This is a genomic window from Hafnia paralvei, from assembly GCF_020150375.1.
Taxonomy (GTDB): domain Bacteria; phylum Pseudomonadota; class Gammaproteobacteria; order Enterobacterales; family Enterobacteriaceae; genus Hafnia; species Hafnia paralvei.
Map to the genome: position 1 here is coordinate 2347820 of NZ_CP083737.1, position 16899 is coordinate 2364718.

The window sequence follows — 16899 nt, forward strand, 5'->3', positions numbered from 1 at the left end:
GCGGGATTATCACATGAAATTCAGTGAACTCTGGTTGCGCGAGTGGGTTAATCCTGCCATTAGCAGCGAAGCATTATCAGAACAAATTACCATGGCCGGTCTGGAAGTCGACGGCGTAGAACCGGTTGCGGGTGAATTCAACGGCGTATTCGTCGGTGAAGTCGTGGAGTGCGGTCAGCATCCAAATGCAGATAAGCTGCGTGTGACGAAGGTTAACGTTGGCGGTGAGCGTCTTCTCGACATCGTGTGCGGTGCACCGAACTGCCGTAAAGGCCTGAAAGTTGCTGTTGCAACCATCGGTGCGGTACTGCCGGGCGACTTTAAAATTAAGGCCGCTAAACTTCGCGGTGAGCCTTCCGAGGGGATGCTGTGCTCATTCTCTGAGCTGGGTATTTCCGAAGATCATGATGGCATCATTGAATTGCCTGCAGATGCGCCGATCGGTACTGATATCCGCGAATATCTACAGTTGAACGACCACACCATTGAAATCAGCGTAACGCCAAACCGCGCCGACTGCTTAGGGATTATCGGTGTGGCTCGTGATGTTGCTGTTCTCAACAAGTTGGCGTTGAACGAACCCGCTATGGACGCTGTTCCTGCGGCTATTCATGATACTTTCCCGATTACCGTCGAATCACCTGAAGCTTGCCCACGTTATTTGGGGCGCGTAGTGAAGGGGATCAACGTAAAAGCGGCGACGCCATTGTGGATGCGTGAAAAACTGCGTCGCTGTGGTATCCGTTCTATCGATCCCGTGGTTGACGTGACCAACTATGTACTGTTGGAGCTGGGCCAGCCAATGCATGCGTTCGACTTGAACCGCCTTGAAGGCTGTATTGTTGTGCGTATGGCGAAAGAGGGCGAGAAGCTGACTCTGCTGGACGGTAATGAAGCCACATTATCCTCAGATACTTTAGTGATTGCCGATCAGCAAAAAGCGCTGGCCATGGGCGGTATTTTCGGCGGCGAGCATTCTGGTGTAAACGCCGAAACCCAAGACGTGCTGCTGGAGTGTGCTTACTTCAATCCACTGTCTATCACCGGCCGTGCTCGTCGTCAGGGTTTACATACGGATGCGTCTCATCGCTATGAGCGCGGCGTTGATCCTGCTCTACAAGCTAAGGCGATGGAGCGAGCTACCCGTCTACTGCTCGATATCTGTGGTGGTCATGCCGGTCCGGTGATTGATGTCACCAATGAAGCTGCCCTGCCAAAACGTGCCACAATCACGCTACGCCGTGAAAAACTGGACCGTCTGATTGGTCATCACGTGGCTGATGCACAGGTTACTGATATTCTGGAACGCCTTGGCTGCAAAGTCAGCTTTGCTAATAATACATGGCAGGCTGTCGCGCCAAGCTGGCGTTTCGATATGGAAATCGAAGAAGATTTAGTGGAAGAAGTTGCCCGTGTATACGGCTACAACAATATTCCAGACGTACCTGTAAAAGCCGATCTGATTATGACTTCACATCGTGAAGCTAATCTGCCACTCAAGCGTGTGAAAACGATGCTGGTCGATCGCGGCTATCAGGAAGCGATCACTTACAGCTTCGTTGATCCTAAGATTCAGGCTCTGCTTCACCCTTCTGAAGCGTCGTTGATTCTGCCAAGCCCAATCTCTGTTGAGATGTCGGCGATGCGTTTGTCTCTGTGGAGTGGTTTGCTGTCTGCGGTGGTGTACAACCAGAATCGCCAGCAATCACGTGTACGTTTGTTTGAAACGGGGCTACGCTTTGTTCCTGATAGTGCTGCTAATCTGGGTATCCGTCAGGATGTCATGCTGGCTGGCGTTATTGCAGGTAACCGCTACGAAGAGCATTGGAATCTGGAGCGTCAGGTTGTCGATTTCTACGATCTGAAAGGTGATTTAGAAGCCATTTTAGATTTGACCGGTAAACTGGATGATGTCCAATTTAAAGCGGAAAAGAACCCCGCTTTACATCCAGGGCAGAGTGCGGCAATTTATTTAGCGGGCAAACGTGTTGGTTTCATTGGTGTTGTTCATCCTGATCTGGAACGTAAACTGGATCTGAATGGCCGCACGGTAGTATTTGAAATCGAGTGGGAAGCCCTTGCAGAGCGCCGTATTCCGCAGGCTCGCGAGATTTCACGCTACCCAGCAAACCGCCGAGATATCGCTGTTGTGGTGGCTGAAAATGTCCCTGCAGAAGATATTTTGGCAGAGTGTAAGAAAGTTGGCGTAAATCAGGTAGTTGGCGTAAACTTGTTTGACGTGTACCGTGGTAAGGGTGTTGCCGAGGGTTATAAGAGCCTCGCTATCAGTCTGGTATTGCAAGATACCACCCGTACACTGGAAGAAGAGGAGATTGCCGCTACCGTCGCAAAATGTGTAGAGGCATTAAAACAGCGATTCCAAGCATCCTTGAGGGATTGAACCTATGGCGCTTACTAAAGCTGAAATGTCTGAACACCTGTTTGAGAAGCTTGGGCTTAGCAAACGGGATGCCAAAGACCTCGTAGAAATATTTTTCGAAGAGGTTCGCCGTGCTCTGGAAAATGGCGAGCAGGTTAAGTTATCCGGTTTCGGTAACTTCGATCTGCGCGACAAAAACCAGAGGCCGGGACGTAACCCGAAAACCGGGGAAGATATCCCGATTACGGCGCGCCGTGTTGTTACTTTCCGTCCGGGGCAGAAGCTCAAGAGCCGGGTCGAAAACGCGACACCGAAAGAGTAATACGCAAGACAAAAAGGCCGCCTGCGGGTGGCCTTTTTCTTATCCTAACTTCCATCATTCTGATGTGAGAGATAATTAGCCGATGAAAGTCAACGATCTGGTCAGTGTAAAAACCGATGGCGGACCGCGCCGCATGGGTAAAATTATTGAAGTGGAAGAGTTCAGCGAAGGCATTATGTATCTGGTGGCGCTGGATGATTATCCGAATGGTGTCTGGTTCTTCAATGAGATCGACAGTCACGATGGCACTTTTGTTGAGCCTTATCACGGCGATGAGTAATCGCATCTCTATGCTGCATCATGCCCAATCGTTCTATGCAAAATTCTGACATGCCGATGCTGTCTCATTTCTCTTTATTACAGCAGCGCCAACAGGCGCGCGATCGTAGCCGATTGCGCATTTTGGCGTTGTTCCTGTTGCTGGCGGTCATTGTTAGCTTGTGTGCAGGCGATCTTTGGCTATGGCCTACGCAGTGGTTTAGTGAAAGTGCCAAACTCTTTGTTTGGCAAATAAGGCTACCACGCGTCATCGCGGTGATGGCGGTCGGTGCCTCACTTGCTGTTGCTGGGGCTGTCATGCAGGCGCTATTTGATAATCCACTTGCGGAGCCTGGGTTGTTGGGCGTATCCAACGGTGCTGGCGTTGCCTTGGTCTTAGCCGTGCTGCTAGGTCAGAGTTTGCTGCCTGTCTGGGTGCTGAGCACATGTGCCATATTGGGGGCGCTGGCAATTACGGCAATCCTCATGTTGTTCGCCCGTCGTCGATATTTGACTAATTCTCGCCTATTACTGATTGGTGTAGCGCTGGGGATTGCCTGTAGCGCAGTGATGACTTGGGCCGTGTACTTCAGTTCAAGTCTGGATTTACGCCAGTTAATGTATTGGCTTATGGGTGGTTTCAGCGGGATTGATTGGAGACAAAAATGGTTGGTGCTGGCATTGGTACCGATTTTTTTGTGGCTGTTACGCCAAGGGAAAGTATTAAACCTCATGTCGTTAGGTGATATTCAAGCTCGGCAGCTAGGACTTTCTCTCGTCGTGTGGCGCAATTTGCTGGTCGTGGCAATAGGTTGGCTGGTCGGCGTTAGCGTAGCATTAGCAGGGGTCATTGGTTTTATTGGTTTAGTGGTTCCGCATATGTTGCGGCTGATGGGGATCACAGACCACCGTGCGCTTTTACCTGCCTGCGCGTTAGGTGGGGCAGGTGTTTTATTGCTGGCTGACGTTGTTGCCCGGGTTGCATTGTTCTCGGCGGAATTACCTATCGGCGTTGTGACTTCTTCGTTAGGGGCTCCGGTGTTTATCTGGATGCTGCTGCGACCGTTGAATAACAAAGAGTAAATGATAAGCATGAGTACAAAGCCACTTATCTTACACAATGTTTCCGTTGGGACGCGTTTATTGCCCTTCAGTGCTCAGGTTGAACGCGGAGCGCTCATTCATATCATTGGCCCAAACGGTGCGGGCAAAAGCACGCTACTCGCGCGGATCGCGGGAATTTTACCCGGAGAAGGCAGGGTGATGCTTAACCAGCAGAATCTCGACGCCTTAACTCCAGCAGAGCTGGCGCGTTGTCGTGGCTATTTACACCAGCAACAGCAGCCTAGTGCATTGATGCCTGTTTTCCAATACCTTGCGCTTCATCAGCCCGTGGGGTGTGATCTTGCTCTGGCTGATCGTGTGGTAGGCGACTTGGCCACGTCATTGGCGCTGGGTGACAAACTTTCACGCCCGTTAACCCAGCTATCTGGCGGTGAATGGCAGCGTGTACGTATCGCGGCTATTTGCCTGCAAGTCTGGCCGGCGCTAAATCCTCAGGCTTCGCTACTATTGTTAGATGAACCCATGAATAGTTTGGATATTAGCCAGCAAGCAGCGGTCGACCAATTACTTCATCAGCTTACCGACGCAGGGATCAGTGTTATCGTCAGCGCGCACGATCTTAATCATACCCAATTGCATGCACATCAGGTTTGGATGTTGCGCGCGGGTGTTATGCAAGACCAAGGGCCGACTACCGAGGTGATGACCGTAAAAAGCCTATCCAAACTTTATGGAATTAATTTTCGAGAGTTAGAAAGTGAAGGGCAGCGTTGGTTTATCTACCAGAATCATATTTGATATAGATAATAAATAATAAGCATGGAAAGTAATAAGCCTAATATTTAATAAACAGTATCCTCAAATTTCTGCGCTATCTCACTTAAATCAATATTTCCTCAACCAAATTCGTACTTTCTTGTGTACATTCGCTATGTTTAGGCTGCGTTTATCTTAATGTTAATCTAAGCTTTTATACTTATTATCGCGCTTAGATAATCGCTAGAACTCATTGATTATGTAGTCACTTGGGTCGACTGTTTCGAGTCAAATCCTCTGCATAGATAAATTGTAAGGTAACGGATGAAAGAGTTTCTCCCATTTTCAGTCCCCTCAATGGGGGAGGATGAAATCGCTGCAGTTGCTGAAGTATTACGTTCAGGTTGGATTACCACAGGACCTAAATGTCAGCAGTTAGAATCGGCTTTTAGTCAATATGTTGGCGCTAAACATGCTATTGCGGTTAGCTCTGCTACGGGCGGTATGCATGTTACCTTAATGGCGTTGGGTATCGGTGCTGGCGACGAAGTTATTACTCCTTCCCAAACGTGGGTCTCTACGCTCAATGTTATTACCTTGCTAGGCGCAGAGCCGGTGATGATCGACGTTGACCGTGATACGCTAATGGTTCAACCCGCCGAAATTGAAGCGGCTATTACGCCGAAAACTAAGGCCATTATACCGGTGCATTACGCTGGTGCTCCCGCTGATTTGACCGCGCTGCGCGAAATTGCCGCGCGCCATAATATTCCATTAATTGAAGATGCTGCGCATGCGGTTGGTACTCGTTTTGGCGAACACATGGTGGGCGCGCAAGGAACCGCTATTTTCTCCTTCCATGCCATCAAAAATATGACCTGTGCTGAAGGTGGCATGGTTGTGACTGATGATGATGAGCTGGCAGATAAAGTTCGCTGTTTCAAGTTTCACGGTCTGGCTGTTGATGCCTTCGATCGTCAAGCATTGGGGCGTAAGCCACAGGCTGAAGTTGTTGCACCGGGCTACAAATATAATCTGGCTGATATTAATGCGGCGATCGCCTTGGTTCAGTTGGAAAAATTACCGGCTATGAATGCGCGTCGTCAGCAATTAGTTGCACGTTATCTGCAAGCACTTCAAGGTTCGCCATTGTTGCCGCTTAAGGTTCCCGCTTATCCACATCAGCATGCATGGCATCTCTTTATGGTACGTGTTGATGAATCCTTGTGTGGCATCGACCGCAATACGATGATGGAGAAGCTAAAAGAACACGGTATTGGCACCGGACTGCATTTCCGCGCCGCACATACGCAAAAATATTATCGTGAAAAATATCCCGATCTTAGTTTGCCAAACACCGAATGGAACTCGGCAAGTCTTATGACCCTTCCTCTGTTTCCAGACATGCAAGATAGCGACGTCGATCGCGTAGTGAAGGCATTGTCTGACATTTTGGAGTCACGCTGTGAGTAATAATGAAGTGATTAAAAATGAGGCTGACGAAATAAAGAAAGTATCTATCGTCATCCCTGTTTTTAACGAGCAAGAAAGTTTACCCATATTAATTAAGCGGACTCATGCCGCGTGTGAGCTTTTAAATAAACCGTATGAAATTATTTTAATTGATGACGGTAGCCATGATGATTCTGCTGAAATATTGACTCAGGCCGCTGAAATTCCAGAAAACCACATCGTTGCTGTGTTATTAAACCGCAATTATGGTCAGCATTCCGCCATTATGGCTGGTTTTAATCAGGTTTCTGGCGATCTGGTTATTACACTTGATGCAGATTTACAGAACCCACCGGAAGAAATTCCTCGCCTAGTGGCAACGGCGGAGCAGGGTTATGACGTTGTTGGAACCGTGCGCGCCAAGCGTAAAGATACCTGGTTCCGCAAAACTGCCTCTAAGATGATCAATATGATGATTCAAAAGGCGACCGGCAAGTCGATGGGCGATTATGGCTGTATGCTGCGTGCTTATCGTCGTCCGATTATTGAAGCTATGCTGCACTGTCATGAGCGCAGTACGTTTATTCCCATTCTAGCCAATACCTTTGCACGCCGTACCATTGAAATTGACGTGCGCCATGACGAGCGTGAGTTTGGTGAATCGAAATACAGTTTCCTTAAGTTAATTAATCTGATGTACGACTTGGTGACGTGTTTAACCACCACACCGTTACGTCTTCTCAGTATCGTAGGCAGTGTGATTGCCCTGTCTGGTTTCACCCTAGCGGTTTTATTGATCGCTATGCGTCTTATTTTTGGCCCGACCTGGGCAGCAGAAGGGGTATTCACGTTGTTTGCCGTGCTCTTTACCTTTATTGGTGCTCAGTTTGTCGGCTTGGGTTTATTGGGAGAGTACATCGGGCGCATCTACAACGATGTGCGTGCTCGCCCACGCTATTTTGTACAAAAAATTGTCTCCGCAGACGCGCTGAAGACACATGTCTCTGTTGAACAACAGGAAGAAGAGTAATGAAAGCCATTGTATTTGCTTACCATGATATCGGCTGTGCGGGTTTGAAAGCGCTAAAAGAAGCGGGTTATGAAATCTCAGCTGTGTTTACCCATACCGATGAGCCGGGGGAGAACCATTTTTATGGTTCGGTTGCTCGTGTCGCAGCCGAGATGGCGCTGCCGGTTTACGCGCCAGATAACGTGAATCATCCGTTATGGGTTGATCGTATTAAGGCCTTAAAACCTGATGTCATTTTCTCTTTCTACTACCGTAATATGCTGAGTCAGGACATTCTGGATATTGCGCCGCGCGGTAGCTGGAATTTACATGGCTCGTTGCTGCCAAAATATCGTGGGCGTGCGCCTGTGAACTGGGCTTTAGTCCACGGGGAAACTCAAACGGGTGTAACGCTGCACCAGATGACGCGTAAGGCGGACGCCGGTGATATCGCGGGGCAACTGGCAGTAGAGATTAGCTCAGACGATACGGCGTTAACGCTGCATAGTAAAATCCGTGACGCTGCGGTGGCACTTTTAGGCCAACAGCTGCCGTTGATCAAAAATGGCGATGTAAAAACAACCGCGCAGGATGAGTCTCAAGCGACCTATTTTGGCCGCCGTACCGCTGCTGATGGTTTGATCGACTGGAGCAAACCAGCATCAACCGTACATAATTTAGTTCGTGCGGTCACCGAGCCGTATCCTGGTGCATTCAGCTATCTGGGCGATCGTAAGATTACCGTTTGGCGCAGCCGTATTGTTGAAGATAAATCAGGTAGCAGACCAGGCACCGTTCTGTCAGCCAAGCCGCTCGTGATTGCCTGTGGTGAAAATGCCCTAGAGATCGTGACGGGTCAAAGCGACGCCGGTTTATATGCGCAAGGTTCGCAATTGGCTAATGAAATGGGCATCGTGGCAAAAGTTCGCCTGTGGGATAAGCCAAATAGCCTGATTAAGCGTCGTACACGCGTATTGATTCTGGGGGTGAATGGCTTTATTGGTAACCACCTGACTGAGCGTCTGCTGCAAGATGATAACTACGATATCTATGGTCTGGATATCGGCTCAGATGCGATTGAACGCTTCATCGGTAATCCGCGTTTCCATTTCGTTGAAGGCGATATCAGCATTCACAATGAGTGGATTGAATACCACATCAAAAAATGTGATGTCATTTTGCCATTGGTGGCAATCGCAACCCCGATTGAATATACCCGTAATCCGCTGAAAGTTTTCGAATTGGACTTCGAGCAGAACCTGAAGATCGTTCGTGACTGTGTGAAATATCAAAAGCGTATCGTGTTCCCATCCACCTCAGAGGTGTATGGCATGTGCAACGATAAAGATTTTGACGAAGATACGTCTAATCTGATTGTTGGGCCAATCAACAAACAGCGTTGGATTTACTCGGTGTCTAAGCAACTGCTAGACCGTGTGATCTGGGCCTACGGCGCTAAAAATGAACTGAACTTCACGCTGTTCCGTCCGTTTAACTGGATGGGCCCGCGTCTGGATAACCTGAATGCTGCACGCATCGGTAGTTCTCGCGCCATTACTCAGCTAATCCTTAATCTGGTAGAAGGCTCACCGATTAAGCTGGTGGATGGTGGGGCACAGAAACGTTGCTTTACCGATATTAGCGATGGTATCGAAGCGCTGTTCCGCATCATCGAAAATAAAGATGACAACTGCAATGGGCAGATCATCAATATTGGTAATCCAGATAACGAAGCCAGCATTCGCGAGCTTGGCGAAATGCTGTTGGATTGCTTTGAACGTCATCCACTGCGTTCTCATTTCCCGCCGTTTGCAGGCTTCAAAGAGATTGAAAGCAGCAGCTACTACGGTAAAGGCTATCAGGACGTTGAGCATCGTAAGCCAAGTATTAGCAATGCTAAACGCCTGTTGCATTGGGAACCAACGGTAGAAATGAAACAAACCGTAGAGGAAACCTTGGATTACTTCCTGCGCACGGTTGATCTCACCGGTGAGGCACAATGAAACGAGTTGGCCTGAGAATTGATGTTGATACATTTCGTGGTACCCGAGATGGGGTACCGCAGTTATTAACCATGCTGCAAAAGCATGAAGTCTTAGGGAGTTTTTTCTTTAGTGTCGGTCCGGACAATATGGGACGCCATTTATGGCGTCTGCTCAAGCCGCGCTTTTTGTGGAAAATGCTTCGTTCTCAGGCCGCATCATTGTACGGATGGGATATTTTACTGGCCGGCACTTGCTGGCCAGGCAAATTAATCGGCAAACCTCATGAGCTGATTATTCGTCATACCGCGTCGTTAGGTCACGAGGTGGGGTTGCATGCTTGGGACCACCACGGTTGGCAAAAAAACGTTGGTCATTGGTCGGATGCGCGCCTGAATCAAGAGTTTCAGCGTGGGCTGGCCGAGATGCAGCGCATTTTAGGCTATTCGGTAGAGTGTTCAGCGGTTGCTGGATGGCGAGCCGATCAGCGGGTAGTGGATATGAAGCAATCCTATCCCATGAGGTATAACAGCGACTGCCGTGGCAGAGAGCCATTCCGTCCTCTTTTGAGTAATGGAAAAACCGGCACGGTGCAAATTCCCGTGACGTTACCAACTTATGACGAGGCGGTGGGAACTCTAACCACAGACGCTCAGTTCAATGACTTCATCATTAATGCGATTAAAAATGACTCTGGTACGCCGGTATATACCATTCATGCCGAAGTAGAGGGGATCGTTAAGGCGGAGATGTTTGAGCAGTTGCTGATCCGTTTAAAAGCCGAAAATATTGAATTTTGCCCGCTGTCAGCGCTGTTACCAAACGATTGGAAACAGCTCCCAACGGGACGTATCGTTCGTTCATCATTCGAAGGGCGCGAAGGCTGGTTAGGATGCCAAGCACCCGTCGCAGAAACCCCAGCGGAGACGTCTTTGTGAGAGTGATAAAAACACTGTCCGGTTTATTGTTCGCCTTGCTGTACCTGTTACCTCTTAACTGGCGCCCACTCTGGCAGCCAGATGAAACTCGATACGCAGAAATTAGTCGTGAAATGTTGGCGCGTGGTGATTGGACTGTGCCACATTTGCTAGGACTGCGATATTTTGAAAAACCCGTCGCGGGTTATTGGATTAACAATATTAGCCAATGGATGTTTGGTGACAATAATTTCGCGGTGCGTTTTGGTTCGGTTTTTTGTACGGCGTTAAGCACGTTGCTGGTCTTTTGGCTGGCAATGATGATTTGGAAAAATACGCGTACGGCCATTCTGGCTGCGGTGATTTATTTCAGCATGTTCTTGGTGTATGCGGTCGGAACCTATAGCGTTCTGGATCCGATGATTACGCTATGGATGTCGGCGGCGATGGTGAGTTTTTACCTCACGCTTAAAGCAACCACAAATAAAGGTAAAATCGGCGGTTATGTCCTGTTGGGTATCGCCTGCGGCATGGGCTTCATGACCAAAGGATTTTTGGCCTTGGCTCTGCCGGTTATCAGTGTTTTACCCATTGTTATTCAGCAAAAACGCCTAAAAGAATTGTTCCTGTTTGGCCCGATAGCGGTGGTCGTTGCCGTCATTCTTAGCGCTCCATGGGCGTGGAGTATCTATCTGCGTGAGCCGGACTTCTGGAATTATTTCTTCTGGGTTGAGCATATCCAGCGTTTCGCCGAGTCTGATGCGCAGCATAAAGCGCCGTTCTGGTACTACTTACCGGTACTGGTTGCTGGCGTGATGCCTTGGCTGGCGCTGCTTCCAGGGGCGATTCGCCACGGCTGGCGCGGTCTTCATCCCGATAGATTTTTCCTGTTTAGCTGGCTTGTGATGCCGTTCCTATTCTTTAGCATCGCGAAAGGTAAACTGCCGACTTATATTTTACCGTGTATGGCGCCGCTAGCGTTGCTGATGGCGCACTATGTTTCAGAGCTGATTGCGCAGGGCAAATGGCGTACGCTGAAAGTGAATGCGGCGATCAATATTCTGTTCGGCGGGGTTCTGGCATTAGCCGTGATTGTGATGGCGGTGGGTAATTTCAAATCCTCGCTGTATGCCCCTGGCGAGTCGAGTGAGATTGTCGTTGGCGTACTCTGCTTTGTTGGCTGGGCGGTATTTGGCTGTATCGCACTGGTTAAAGGGGCGAAATACTGGCTATGGTCGGCGGCGTGTCCTCTGGTGCTCGGTCTTTTCATTGCTCAGGCGGTGCCACAGAAAATCGAAAACAGCAAAAATCCGCAGGCATTTATTGCCGATGTAATGCCACAGTTAGCGAGCAGTCGTTATGTGCTTAGCGACGAAGTGGGTATTGCGGCTGGATTAGCGTGGGAGTTAAAGCGTAGCGATATTCTGATGTTTGATTATTCGGGTGAGTTACGTTACGGCCTGAATTATCCTGACGCCAAAGGTCATCGTATCAATAAGGACGAATTTGCTGCTTGGTTAGCTAACGCTCGTAAAGAGGGCAATGTCAGTCTGATGATTCATCTTTCCAGAGATGAGCCGTTAGATCATGAAGGTTTGCCAAAAGCGGATAGCGTCGAGCAACGGGATCGTTACGTCGTGCTGTTCTACAAGAAAACCCCTCAATGAGTTATTTGTTGCTCTTGCTCGCCAGCGTATTTACGTGTGGCGGGCAACTTTGTCAAAAACAGGCGGTGGTATGCTGGCAACAGAAACCACCGTCCTCACGTCTTCCTACCACTTTGCGCTGGTTGCTTGCGGCCTGCTGCGCACTCGGTATTGCCATGCTGCTGTGGTTATTAGTGCTACAGCGTATGCCACTGGGTATTGCTTATCCTATGCTGAGCATCAACTTTGTGCTGATTACTTTGTGTGCGCATTATTGGTTCGGTGAAAAAGCGAGCGCGCGTCATTGGTGCGGAGTGGCGCTGATTATGTTCGGAATTTATCTAATGAGCCGTGGATTGTGATGAGTAAAGGCTATTTTTGGGCCGCGTGCAGCATTGTGTTAGTCAGCGTTGCGCAGGTGCTAATGAAATCGGGTATGGCGGATATTCCCATTATTTCTTCTTTGAGTATGGAGCCTCTGACCCTGTTGATTGCTTATGCAACGCCGCTACTGATAGTGAGTTTGGGCATTTTAGGCTATGTGATGTCGATGGTGTGTTGGTTCTGCGCACTGCGCTATTTACCGCTAAACCGCGCTTATCCGCTCTTAAGTCTGAGTTATGCATTGGTGTATCTGGCTGCGGTATGTTTACCTTGGCTGAACGAGTCCGTGAGTTGGACAAAAAATGCAGGCGTACTCGCTATTTTACTTGGGGTTTGGCTCATCAACAGCGGTAAAAAAGAGTCTTCCCACTGATGTTCGCTATCCGCAAACACCAGTGGGGTGCGGATACTAAAGGAGGTTAACGTAGGCCACGCGAGTGATTGTTTTTAGACCAGCTAAAGGTTTCATTGCTGGGGACGACTTTCTGTTTCTTCTTCTCTGCACGTAGTTTCTTTGCTTCTTTCTCTAATTCCAACGCAATTTCATTCAGGATCTCATCTTTGATTTTATTCTGCTCTGCGTTGGTCAATGGGCGTTCTAAACTTTTTCTGGCTTGTGCTTGCTTGACTTTTACGCGTTGTAACTGGCTCTCATTGAGGTCTTTCAACGTCAGTTTTTTCATTGTGCGGCACCTTGAGTCAGATATTCTGGGTATCAGTATTACACAGACATGCTCATTTACAGTTAATTAATACGAATATTCTAAAATTTCCGCTGACGTAGCAAAATAATCACGCTAAATTTGCATAATTCGGGGCTAGCAGGTAAATATGTTTAAGATTCGTACAATTTACCAATAAATCAGCCTGACCAATTCGTGAGGCAATGAAGAGAAGCAAAGGGAAATTATGCGTCTTGGTTTTTTAGTCGTAGTGGCAAGTTTAGTTTTGGCCGGCTGTAGTCATAATGCACCGCCGCCAAGTGGAAAGCTGTCTGATTCAATTGCCGTAGTGGCTCAGTTGAATGAACAGCTACGCCAATGGAATGGTGCGCCTTATCGCTATGGTGGATTGGAACGTAACGGCGTGGATTGCTCAGGTTTTGTCTACCGTACTTTCCGAGACCGGTTTGAGATGCAATTACCGCGTACGACCAAACAGCAAACATCCTTGGGAACTAAAGTCGATCGCGACGAGCTGATGCCGGGCGATCTGGTGTTCTTTAAGACGGGGTCAGGTGAGAGTGGGTTGCATGTGGGGATTTATGATACCGATGAAACCTTTATTCACGCTTCCACCAGCAAAGGCGTAACGCGTTCCTCATTGGACAATGTTTATTGGAATAAAGTCTACTGGCAAGCGAGACGCTTATAACGCTGGCTAATCGGTCGAATATTTAATAAACGCTCTTTTATGAGCGTTTTTTTATCCCACTCATCTGAAATAAGCTATTCCTGCCACAGCCGACGGCCTGAATGTTATGATACCCAAAATAATTCGAGTTGCATTGAGGTGGTAAGTAAGCGAGCGCGACCAACAAAAATGCAGCTTGAAGTATGACGAGTATATATTGATACAGCGATTAACCGGAACTTACGGATGACCACTTTACGTTTATTGATTTCAGACTCTTATGACCCTTGGTTTAATCTTGCGGTTGAAGAGTGTATTTTTCGCCAAATGTCGCCAACGCAGCGCGTGCTATTTCTGTGGCGTAATAACGATACCGTTGTTATTGGTCGAGCGCAGAATCCTTGGAAAGAGTGTAACACCCGCCGCATGAGCGAGGATGGGGTGAAGCTGGCGCGCCGAAGCAGCGGTGGCGGCGCGGTATTCCACGATCTTGGCAACACCTGCTTTACGTTTATGGCCGGTAAACCTGAATATGATAAAAGCATTTCTACCGGTATCATTCTCGATGCACTGCACAGCTTAGGGCTGACGGCGGGGGCTTCAGGCCGCAACGATTTGATTGTGACTACCGCCGATGGCGAGCGTAAGGTTTCGGGCTCTGCCTATCGTGAAACTAAAGACCGCGGTTTTCATCATGGGACTTTGCTGCTGAACGCTGATCTCAGCCGTTTAGCCAACTATTTACATCCCGATCCGAAAAAACTGCAGGCCAAGGGCATTACGTCGGTGCGTTCCCGGGTGGCGAATTTGGTTGAGCTCATGCCAGACATCACCCATGAGCAAATTTGTGACGCTGTCACGAAATCATTCTTTAAGCATTATGGTGAGCGGGTAGAGGCAGAGCATATTTCACCGCGCTATGAGCCCGATATGCCTAACTTCAGCGAACAGTTCCTCAAGCAAAGTAGCTGGGAGTGGAATTTCGGTCAGGCTCCCGCGTTCAATCATCAGCTGGATGAGCGTTTCGTTTGGGGAGGCGTAGAGTTGCACTTTGACGTTGAGCGAGGGCTGATTACGCGGGCTCAAATGTTTACCGATAGTCTTAACCCTGCGCCACTTGAGGCATTAGCTGAACGTTTGCAAGGCGTTATTTACCGTAGCGAAGAGATTAGTGCCGTGGTACAGCAGCTCGCCCAAGACTATCCCGAACAGCAAACCGAGCTCCGCGATTTGAATCAGTGGCTATTGCAGCAAGTGAAATAAACTCGCAATCTCCCTACAGAGTACCGGTGTTTGTCACGGGGTATGCGCTCTACACTGTAAACTAAGATGCAGTAAAAATAAGAGGGCGCATGACTCCGTTTATTAATAGCTACCATGACGAGTTACCGGGATTTTATACCGAACTTAAGCCTACACCGCTCAAAGATGCTCGTGTGCTCTACCACAGCCAGCCATTGGCCACCGAGCTGGGCTTAGACGCCGAATTTTTTAGTGGCGAATCTGCGGCGGTATTGCGTGGTGAATCGCTGCTTGAAGGTATGAATCCGATAGCCCAAGTTTATAGTGGGCATCAGTTTGGTGTATGGGCGGGTCAACTGGGCGATGGTCGCGGTATTTTGCTCGGCGAGCAACAACTGCCTGATGGCCGGAAATATGATTGGCATCTCAAAGGCGCAGGGCTAACACCATATTCACGCATGGGTGATGGACGAGCGGTTCTGCGTTCGGTTATCCGAGAGTTTTTAGCCTCTGAGGCTTTACATCATCTTGGGATTCCGAGTTCGCGGGCGCTGAGTATTGTCACCAGCCAGCAGCCCGTGTTCCGTGAGCAGCCAGAACGCGGTGCAATGCTATTGCGCGTGGCGGAAAGCCATCTTCGCTTCGGTCATTTTGAGCATTTCTATTATCGCGAGCAGCCCGATGAGGTGAGAAAACTCGCTGATTATGCTATCCGTCACCATTGGCCACACTTGATGGATGATAAAGATCGTTATGTCCTTTGGCTGCGAGATATTACTGAACGGACTGCGCGTATGATTGCGCTCTGGCAGTCGCAGGGTTTTGCGCATGGTGTGATGAATACCGATAATATGTCGATTCTCGGGCTGACCATCGATTTTGGCCCTTACGCATTTCTTGATGACTATCAGCCCGATTTCATTTGTAACCACTCAGACTATCAAGGGCGCTACGCGTTTGATAATCAACCCGCGGTCGCTTATTGGAACCTGCATCGGTTGGGACAGGCGCTTTCTGGTCTCATTAGCGCCGATCAGATTCGTGGCGCGCTTGATGCCTATGAACCTGCATTAATGGTCGCTTTCGGTGAGCAGATGCGCCAGAAATTGGGCTTCTTTAGTCGTCAGAATCAGGATAATGATTTACTCACTGAACTGCTCAGTTTGATGGCGAAAGAAGGGCGCGACTACACACGCACATTCCGTGCATTGAGCGACGTTGTGTTGAGTGATAGCACTATGGCGCTACGCGATGACTTTATTGATCGTGCTGCATTTGATGGGTGGCATCAGAAATGGCGATTACGGTTGCAGCAGGATGGTGTCGATGATGTCACTCGCCAGACTCAGATGAAAGCGGTGAACCCGAAACGGATTTTGCGTAACTATCTGGCACAGAATGCGATTGAAGCCGCAGAAAAAGACGACGTCAGTGTATTAACGCGTTTGCATCAGGGACTACAGAATCCTTACGAAGATGATGCGGCCTTCGATGATCTCAGTGCGTTACCACCGGATTGGGGGAAGAAGCTGGAGATATCGTGTTCGAGTTGATTGATGGTTTCAGACTATTTCTCTACTAGAATGGTGAAGATTTTCGTCCGCCTGTCAGTATTTTTGTTTCCATGACACCGCTGGCGTAGGCGTCCGACGAGAGGTTACCAGCGCGTAACCTCTCGACTCTCGCGCTTTTTACCGCGTCGCTTGGCCGACCGGTCTCGGAGCGCACATCCTGTACGCCCTCGACCTACCGCCATCTTCCCTGATGGCGGTTCTATCATGCATTCTTTCAACACGAAAATGCGTCAGAATCTTTTTATGTAAAAACGGTGAAGGTTTTCGTCCGCCCGTCAGTATTTTTGTTTCCATGACACGGCTGGCGTAGGCGTCCGGCGAGAGGTTACCAGCGCGTAACCTCTCGACTCTCGCACTTTTTACCGCGTCGCTTGGCCGACCGGTCTCGGAGCGTACATCCTGTACGCCCTCAACCTACCGCCATCTTCCCTGATGGCGGTTCTATCATGCATTTCATCTAACACGAAAAGGACAAAACAATATTGTTTGTCTTTGTCTTTGTCTTTGTCTTTGTCTTTGTCTTTGTCTTTGTTTTTTTAATTGTTTAAGTCTTGGAAGG

Annotated in this window: 16 protein-coding genes; 15 read left to right on the forward strand and 1 reads right to left on the reverse strand. The window is 48.9% G+C overall.

Annotated elements, in window-relative coordinates; genetic code table 11:
- Nucleotides 1–13 precede the first annotated feature (13 nt).
- The 12 genes from pheT to arnF all read left to right on the forward strand — a co-directional run bounded on the left by pheT (nucleotide 14) and on the right by arnF (nucleotide 12544).
- The gene (gene pheT / locus K9N75_RS11175; protein ID WP_224452579.1) at nucleotides 14–2401 is read left to right on the forward strand and encodes a phenylalanine--tRNA ligase subunit beta; all 2388 of its coding nucleotides are present in this window, start codon (nucleotides 14–16) and stop codon (nucleotides 2399–2401) included.
- A 4-nt stretch (nucleotides 2402–2405) separates the two neighbouring features.
- Entirely contained in the window at nucleotides 2406–2702 is a 297-nt protein-coding gene (ihfA, locus tag K9N75_RS11180; RefSeq protein WP_004089944.1) for an integration host factor subunit alpha, read from the forward strand.
- Between the two features lie 82 nt (nucleotides 2703–2784).
- Nucleotides 2785–2982, forward strand: a complete 198-nt coding sequence (gene dsrB / locus K9N75_RS11185) for a protein DsrB (RefSeq protein WP_008813427.1) — start codon at nucleotides 2785–2787, stop codon at nucleotides 2980–2982.
- Between the two features lie 50 nt (nucleotides 2983–3032).
- On the forward strand, nucleotides 3033–4043 hold the full coding sequence (btuC, locus tag K9N75_RS11190) for a vitamin B12 ABC transporter permease BtuC (RefSeq protein ID WP_008813428.1): 1011 nt from the start codon (nucleotides 3033–3035) through the stop codon (nucleotides 4041–4043).
- 9 nt (nucleotides 4044–4052) lie between these two features.
- Entirely contained in the window at nucleotides 4053–4823 is a 771-nt protein-coding gene (btuD, locus tag K9N75_RS11195) for a vitamin B12 ABC transporter ATP-binding protein BtuD (protein WP_008813429.1), read from the forward strand.
- A gap of 282 nt (nucleotides 4824–5105) precedes the next feature.
- A complete protein-coding gene (arnB, locus tag K9N75_RS11200; RefSeq protein WP_185922235.1) occupies nucleotides 5106–6254 on the forward strand; it encodes a UDP-4-amino-4-deoxy-L-arabinose aminotransferase in 1149 nt (382 codons plus the stop codon).
- The gene (gene arnC, locus K9N75_RS11205) at nucleotides 6247–7263 is read left to right on the forward strand and encodes an undecaprenyl-phosphate 4-deoxy-4-formamido-L-arabinose transferase (RefSeq protein ID WP_020303757.1); all 1017 of its coding nucleotides are present in this window, start codon (nucleotides 6247–6249) and stop codon (nucleotides 7261–7263) included. Before arnB ends, arnC begins: the two co-directional genes overlap by 8 nt.
- Complete coding sequence (gene arnA, locus K9N75_RS11210) at nucleotides 7263–9245, forward strand: bifunctional UDP-4-amino-4-deoxy-L-arabinose formyltransferase/UDP-glucuronic acid oxidase ArnA (RefSeq protein WP_008813432.1); 1983 nt, start codon at nucleotides 7263–7265, stop codon at nucleotides 9243–9245. Before arnC ends, arnA begins: the two co-directional genes overlap by 1 nt.
- Nucleotides 9242–10162: a 4-deoxy-4-formamido-L-arabinose-phosphoundecaprenol deformylase gene (gene arnD / locus K9N75_RS11215; protein ID WP_008813433.1), complete on the forward strand. Its 921-nt coding sequence runs from the start codon at nucleotides 9242–9244 to the stop codon at nucleotides 10160–10162. Before arnA ends, arnD begins: the two co-directional genes overlap by 4 nt.
- Nucleotides 10159–11808 carry a lipid IV(A) 4-amino-4-deoxy-L-arabinosyltransferase gene (arnT, locus tag K9N75_RS11220; protein ID WP_039186815.1) on the forward strand — a complete coding sequence of 550 codons (1650 nt, stop codon included), beginning with the start codon at nucleotides 10159–10161 and terminating at the stop codon, nucleotides 11806–11808. The genes arnD and arnT overlap by 4 nt, the downstream gene beginning before the upstream one ends.
- On the forward strand, nucleotides 11805–12149 hold the full coding sequence (gene arnE / locus K9N75_RS11225; protein WP_004089915.1) for a 4-amino-4-deoxy-L-arabinose-phosphoundecaprenol flippase subunit ArnE: 345 nt from the start codon (nucleotides 11805–11807) through the stop codon (nucleotides 12147–12149). The genes arnT and arnE overlap by 4 nt, the downstream gene beginning before the upstream one ends.
- Complete coding sequence (arnF, locus tag K9N75_RS11230) at nucleotides 12149–12544, forward strand: 4-amino-4-deoxy-L-arabinose-phosphoundecaprenol flippase subunit ArnF (RefSeq protein WP_008813435.1); 396 nt, start codon at nucleotides 12149–12151, stop codon at nucleotides 12542–12544. The genes arnE and arnF overlap by 1 nt, the downstream gene beginning before the upstream one ends.
- A 46-nt stretch (nucleotides 12545–12590) precedes the next feature.
- Here the strand turns inward: arnF and K9N75_RS11235 are convergent, their stop codons facing one another.
- On the reverse strand, nucleotides 12591–12854 hold the full coding sequence (locus K9N75_RS11235) for a YjbD family protein (RefSeq protein WP_008813436.1): 264 nt from the start codon (nucleotides 12852–12854) through the stop codon (nucleotides 12591–12593).
- A 226-nt stretch (nucleotides 12855–13080) separates the two neighbouring features.
- On the opposite strand from K9N75_RS11235, the gene K9N75_RS11240 reads away from it, so the two are divergent.
- The 3 genes from K9N75_RS11240 to K9N75_RS11250 all read left to right on the forward strand — a co-directional run bounded on the left by K9N75_RS11240 (nucleotide 13081) and on the right by K9N75_RS11250 (nucleotide 16319).
- Nucleotides 13081–13545, forward strand: coding sequence for an NlpC/P60 family protein (locus K9N75_RS11240; RefSeq protein WP_004089898.1), 465 nt, complete (start codon nucleotides 13081–13083; stop codon nucleotides 13543–13545).
- A gap of 225 nt (nucleotides 13546–13770) precedes the next feature.
- Complete coding sequence (gene lplA, locus K9N75_RS11245) at nucleotides 13771–14787, forward strand: lipoate--protein ligase (protein WP_175319920.1); 1017 nt, start codon at nucleotides 13771–13773, stop codon at nucleotides 14785–14787.
- An 89-nt stretch (nucleotides 14788–14876) separates the two neighbouring features.
- Nucleotides 14877–16319, forward strand: coding sequence for a protein adenylyltransferase SelO (locus K9N75_RS11250; protein ID WP_224452580.1), 1443 nt, complete (start codon nucleotides 14877–14879; stop codon nucleotides 16317–16319).
- Nucleotides 16320–16899: the final 580 nt, after the last annotated feature.

Excerpts from the sequence above, each read along its gene's own strand:
- btuC (WP_008813428.1), top strand. The coding sequence starts at position 3,033 with ATGCCGATGCTGTCTCATTTCTCTTTATTACAGCAGCGCCAACAGGCG.
- K9N75_RS11240 (WP_004089898.1), top strand. The coding sequence starts at position 13,081 with ATGCGTCTTGGTTTTTTAGTCGTAGTGGCAAGTTTAGTTTTGGCCGGC.
- K9N75_RS11235 (WP_008813436.1), bottom strand. The coding sequence starts at position 12,854 with ATGAAAAAACTGACGTTGAAAGACCTCAATGAGAGCCAGTTACAACGC.
- K9N75_RS11250 (WP_224452580.1), top strand. The coding sequence starts at position 14,877 with ATGACTCCGTTTATTAATAGCTACCATGACGAGTTACCGGGATTTTAT.
- btuD (WP_008813429.1), top strand. The coding sequence starts at position 4,053 with ATGAGTACAAAGCCACTTATCTTACACAATGTTTCCGTTGGGACGCGT.
- dsrB (WP_008813427.1), top strand. The coding sequence starts at position 2,785 with ATGAAAGTCAACGATCTGGTCAGTGTAAAAACCGATGGCGGACCGCGC.
- arnF (WP_008813435.1), top strand. The coding sequence starts at position 12,149 with ATGAGTAAAGGCTATTTTTGGGCCGCGTGCAGCATTGTGTTAGTCAGC.
- lplA (WP_175319920.1), top strand. The coding sequence starts at position 13,771 with ATGACCACTTTACGTTTATTGATTTCAGACTCTTATGACCCTTGGTTT.
- arnB (WP_185922235.1), top strand. The coding sequence starts at position 5,106 with ATGAAAGAGTTTCTCCCATTTTCAGTCCCCTCAATGGGGGAGGATGAA.
- arnA (WP_008813432.1), top strand. The coding sequence starts at position 7,263 with ATGAAAGCCATTGTATTTGCTTACCATGATATCGGCTGTGCGGGTTTG.
- arnD (WP_008813433.1), top strand. The coding sequence starts at position 9,242 with ATGAAACGAGTTGGCCTGAGAATTGATGTTGATACATTTCGTGGTACC.
- arnE (WP_004089915.1), top strand. The coding sequence starts at position 11,805 with ATGAGTTATTTGTTGCTCTTGCTCGCCAGCGTATTTACGTGTGGCGGG.
- pheT (WP_224452579.1), top strand. The coding sequence starts at position 14 with ATGAAATTCAGTGAACTCTGGTTGCGCGAGTGGGTTAATCCTGCCATT.
- ihfA (WP_004089944.1), top strand. The coding sequence starts at position 2,406 with ATGGCGCTTACTAAAGCTGAAATGTCTGAACACCTGTTTGAGAAGCTT.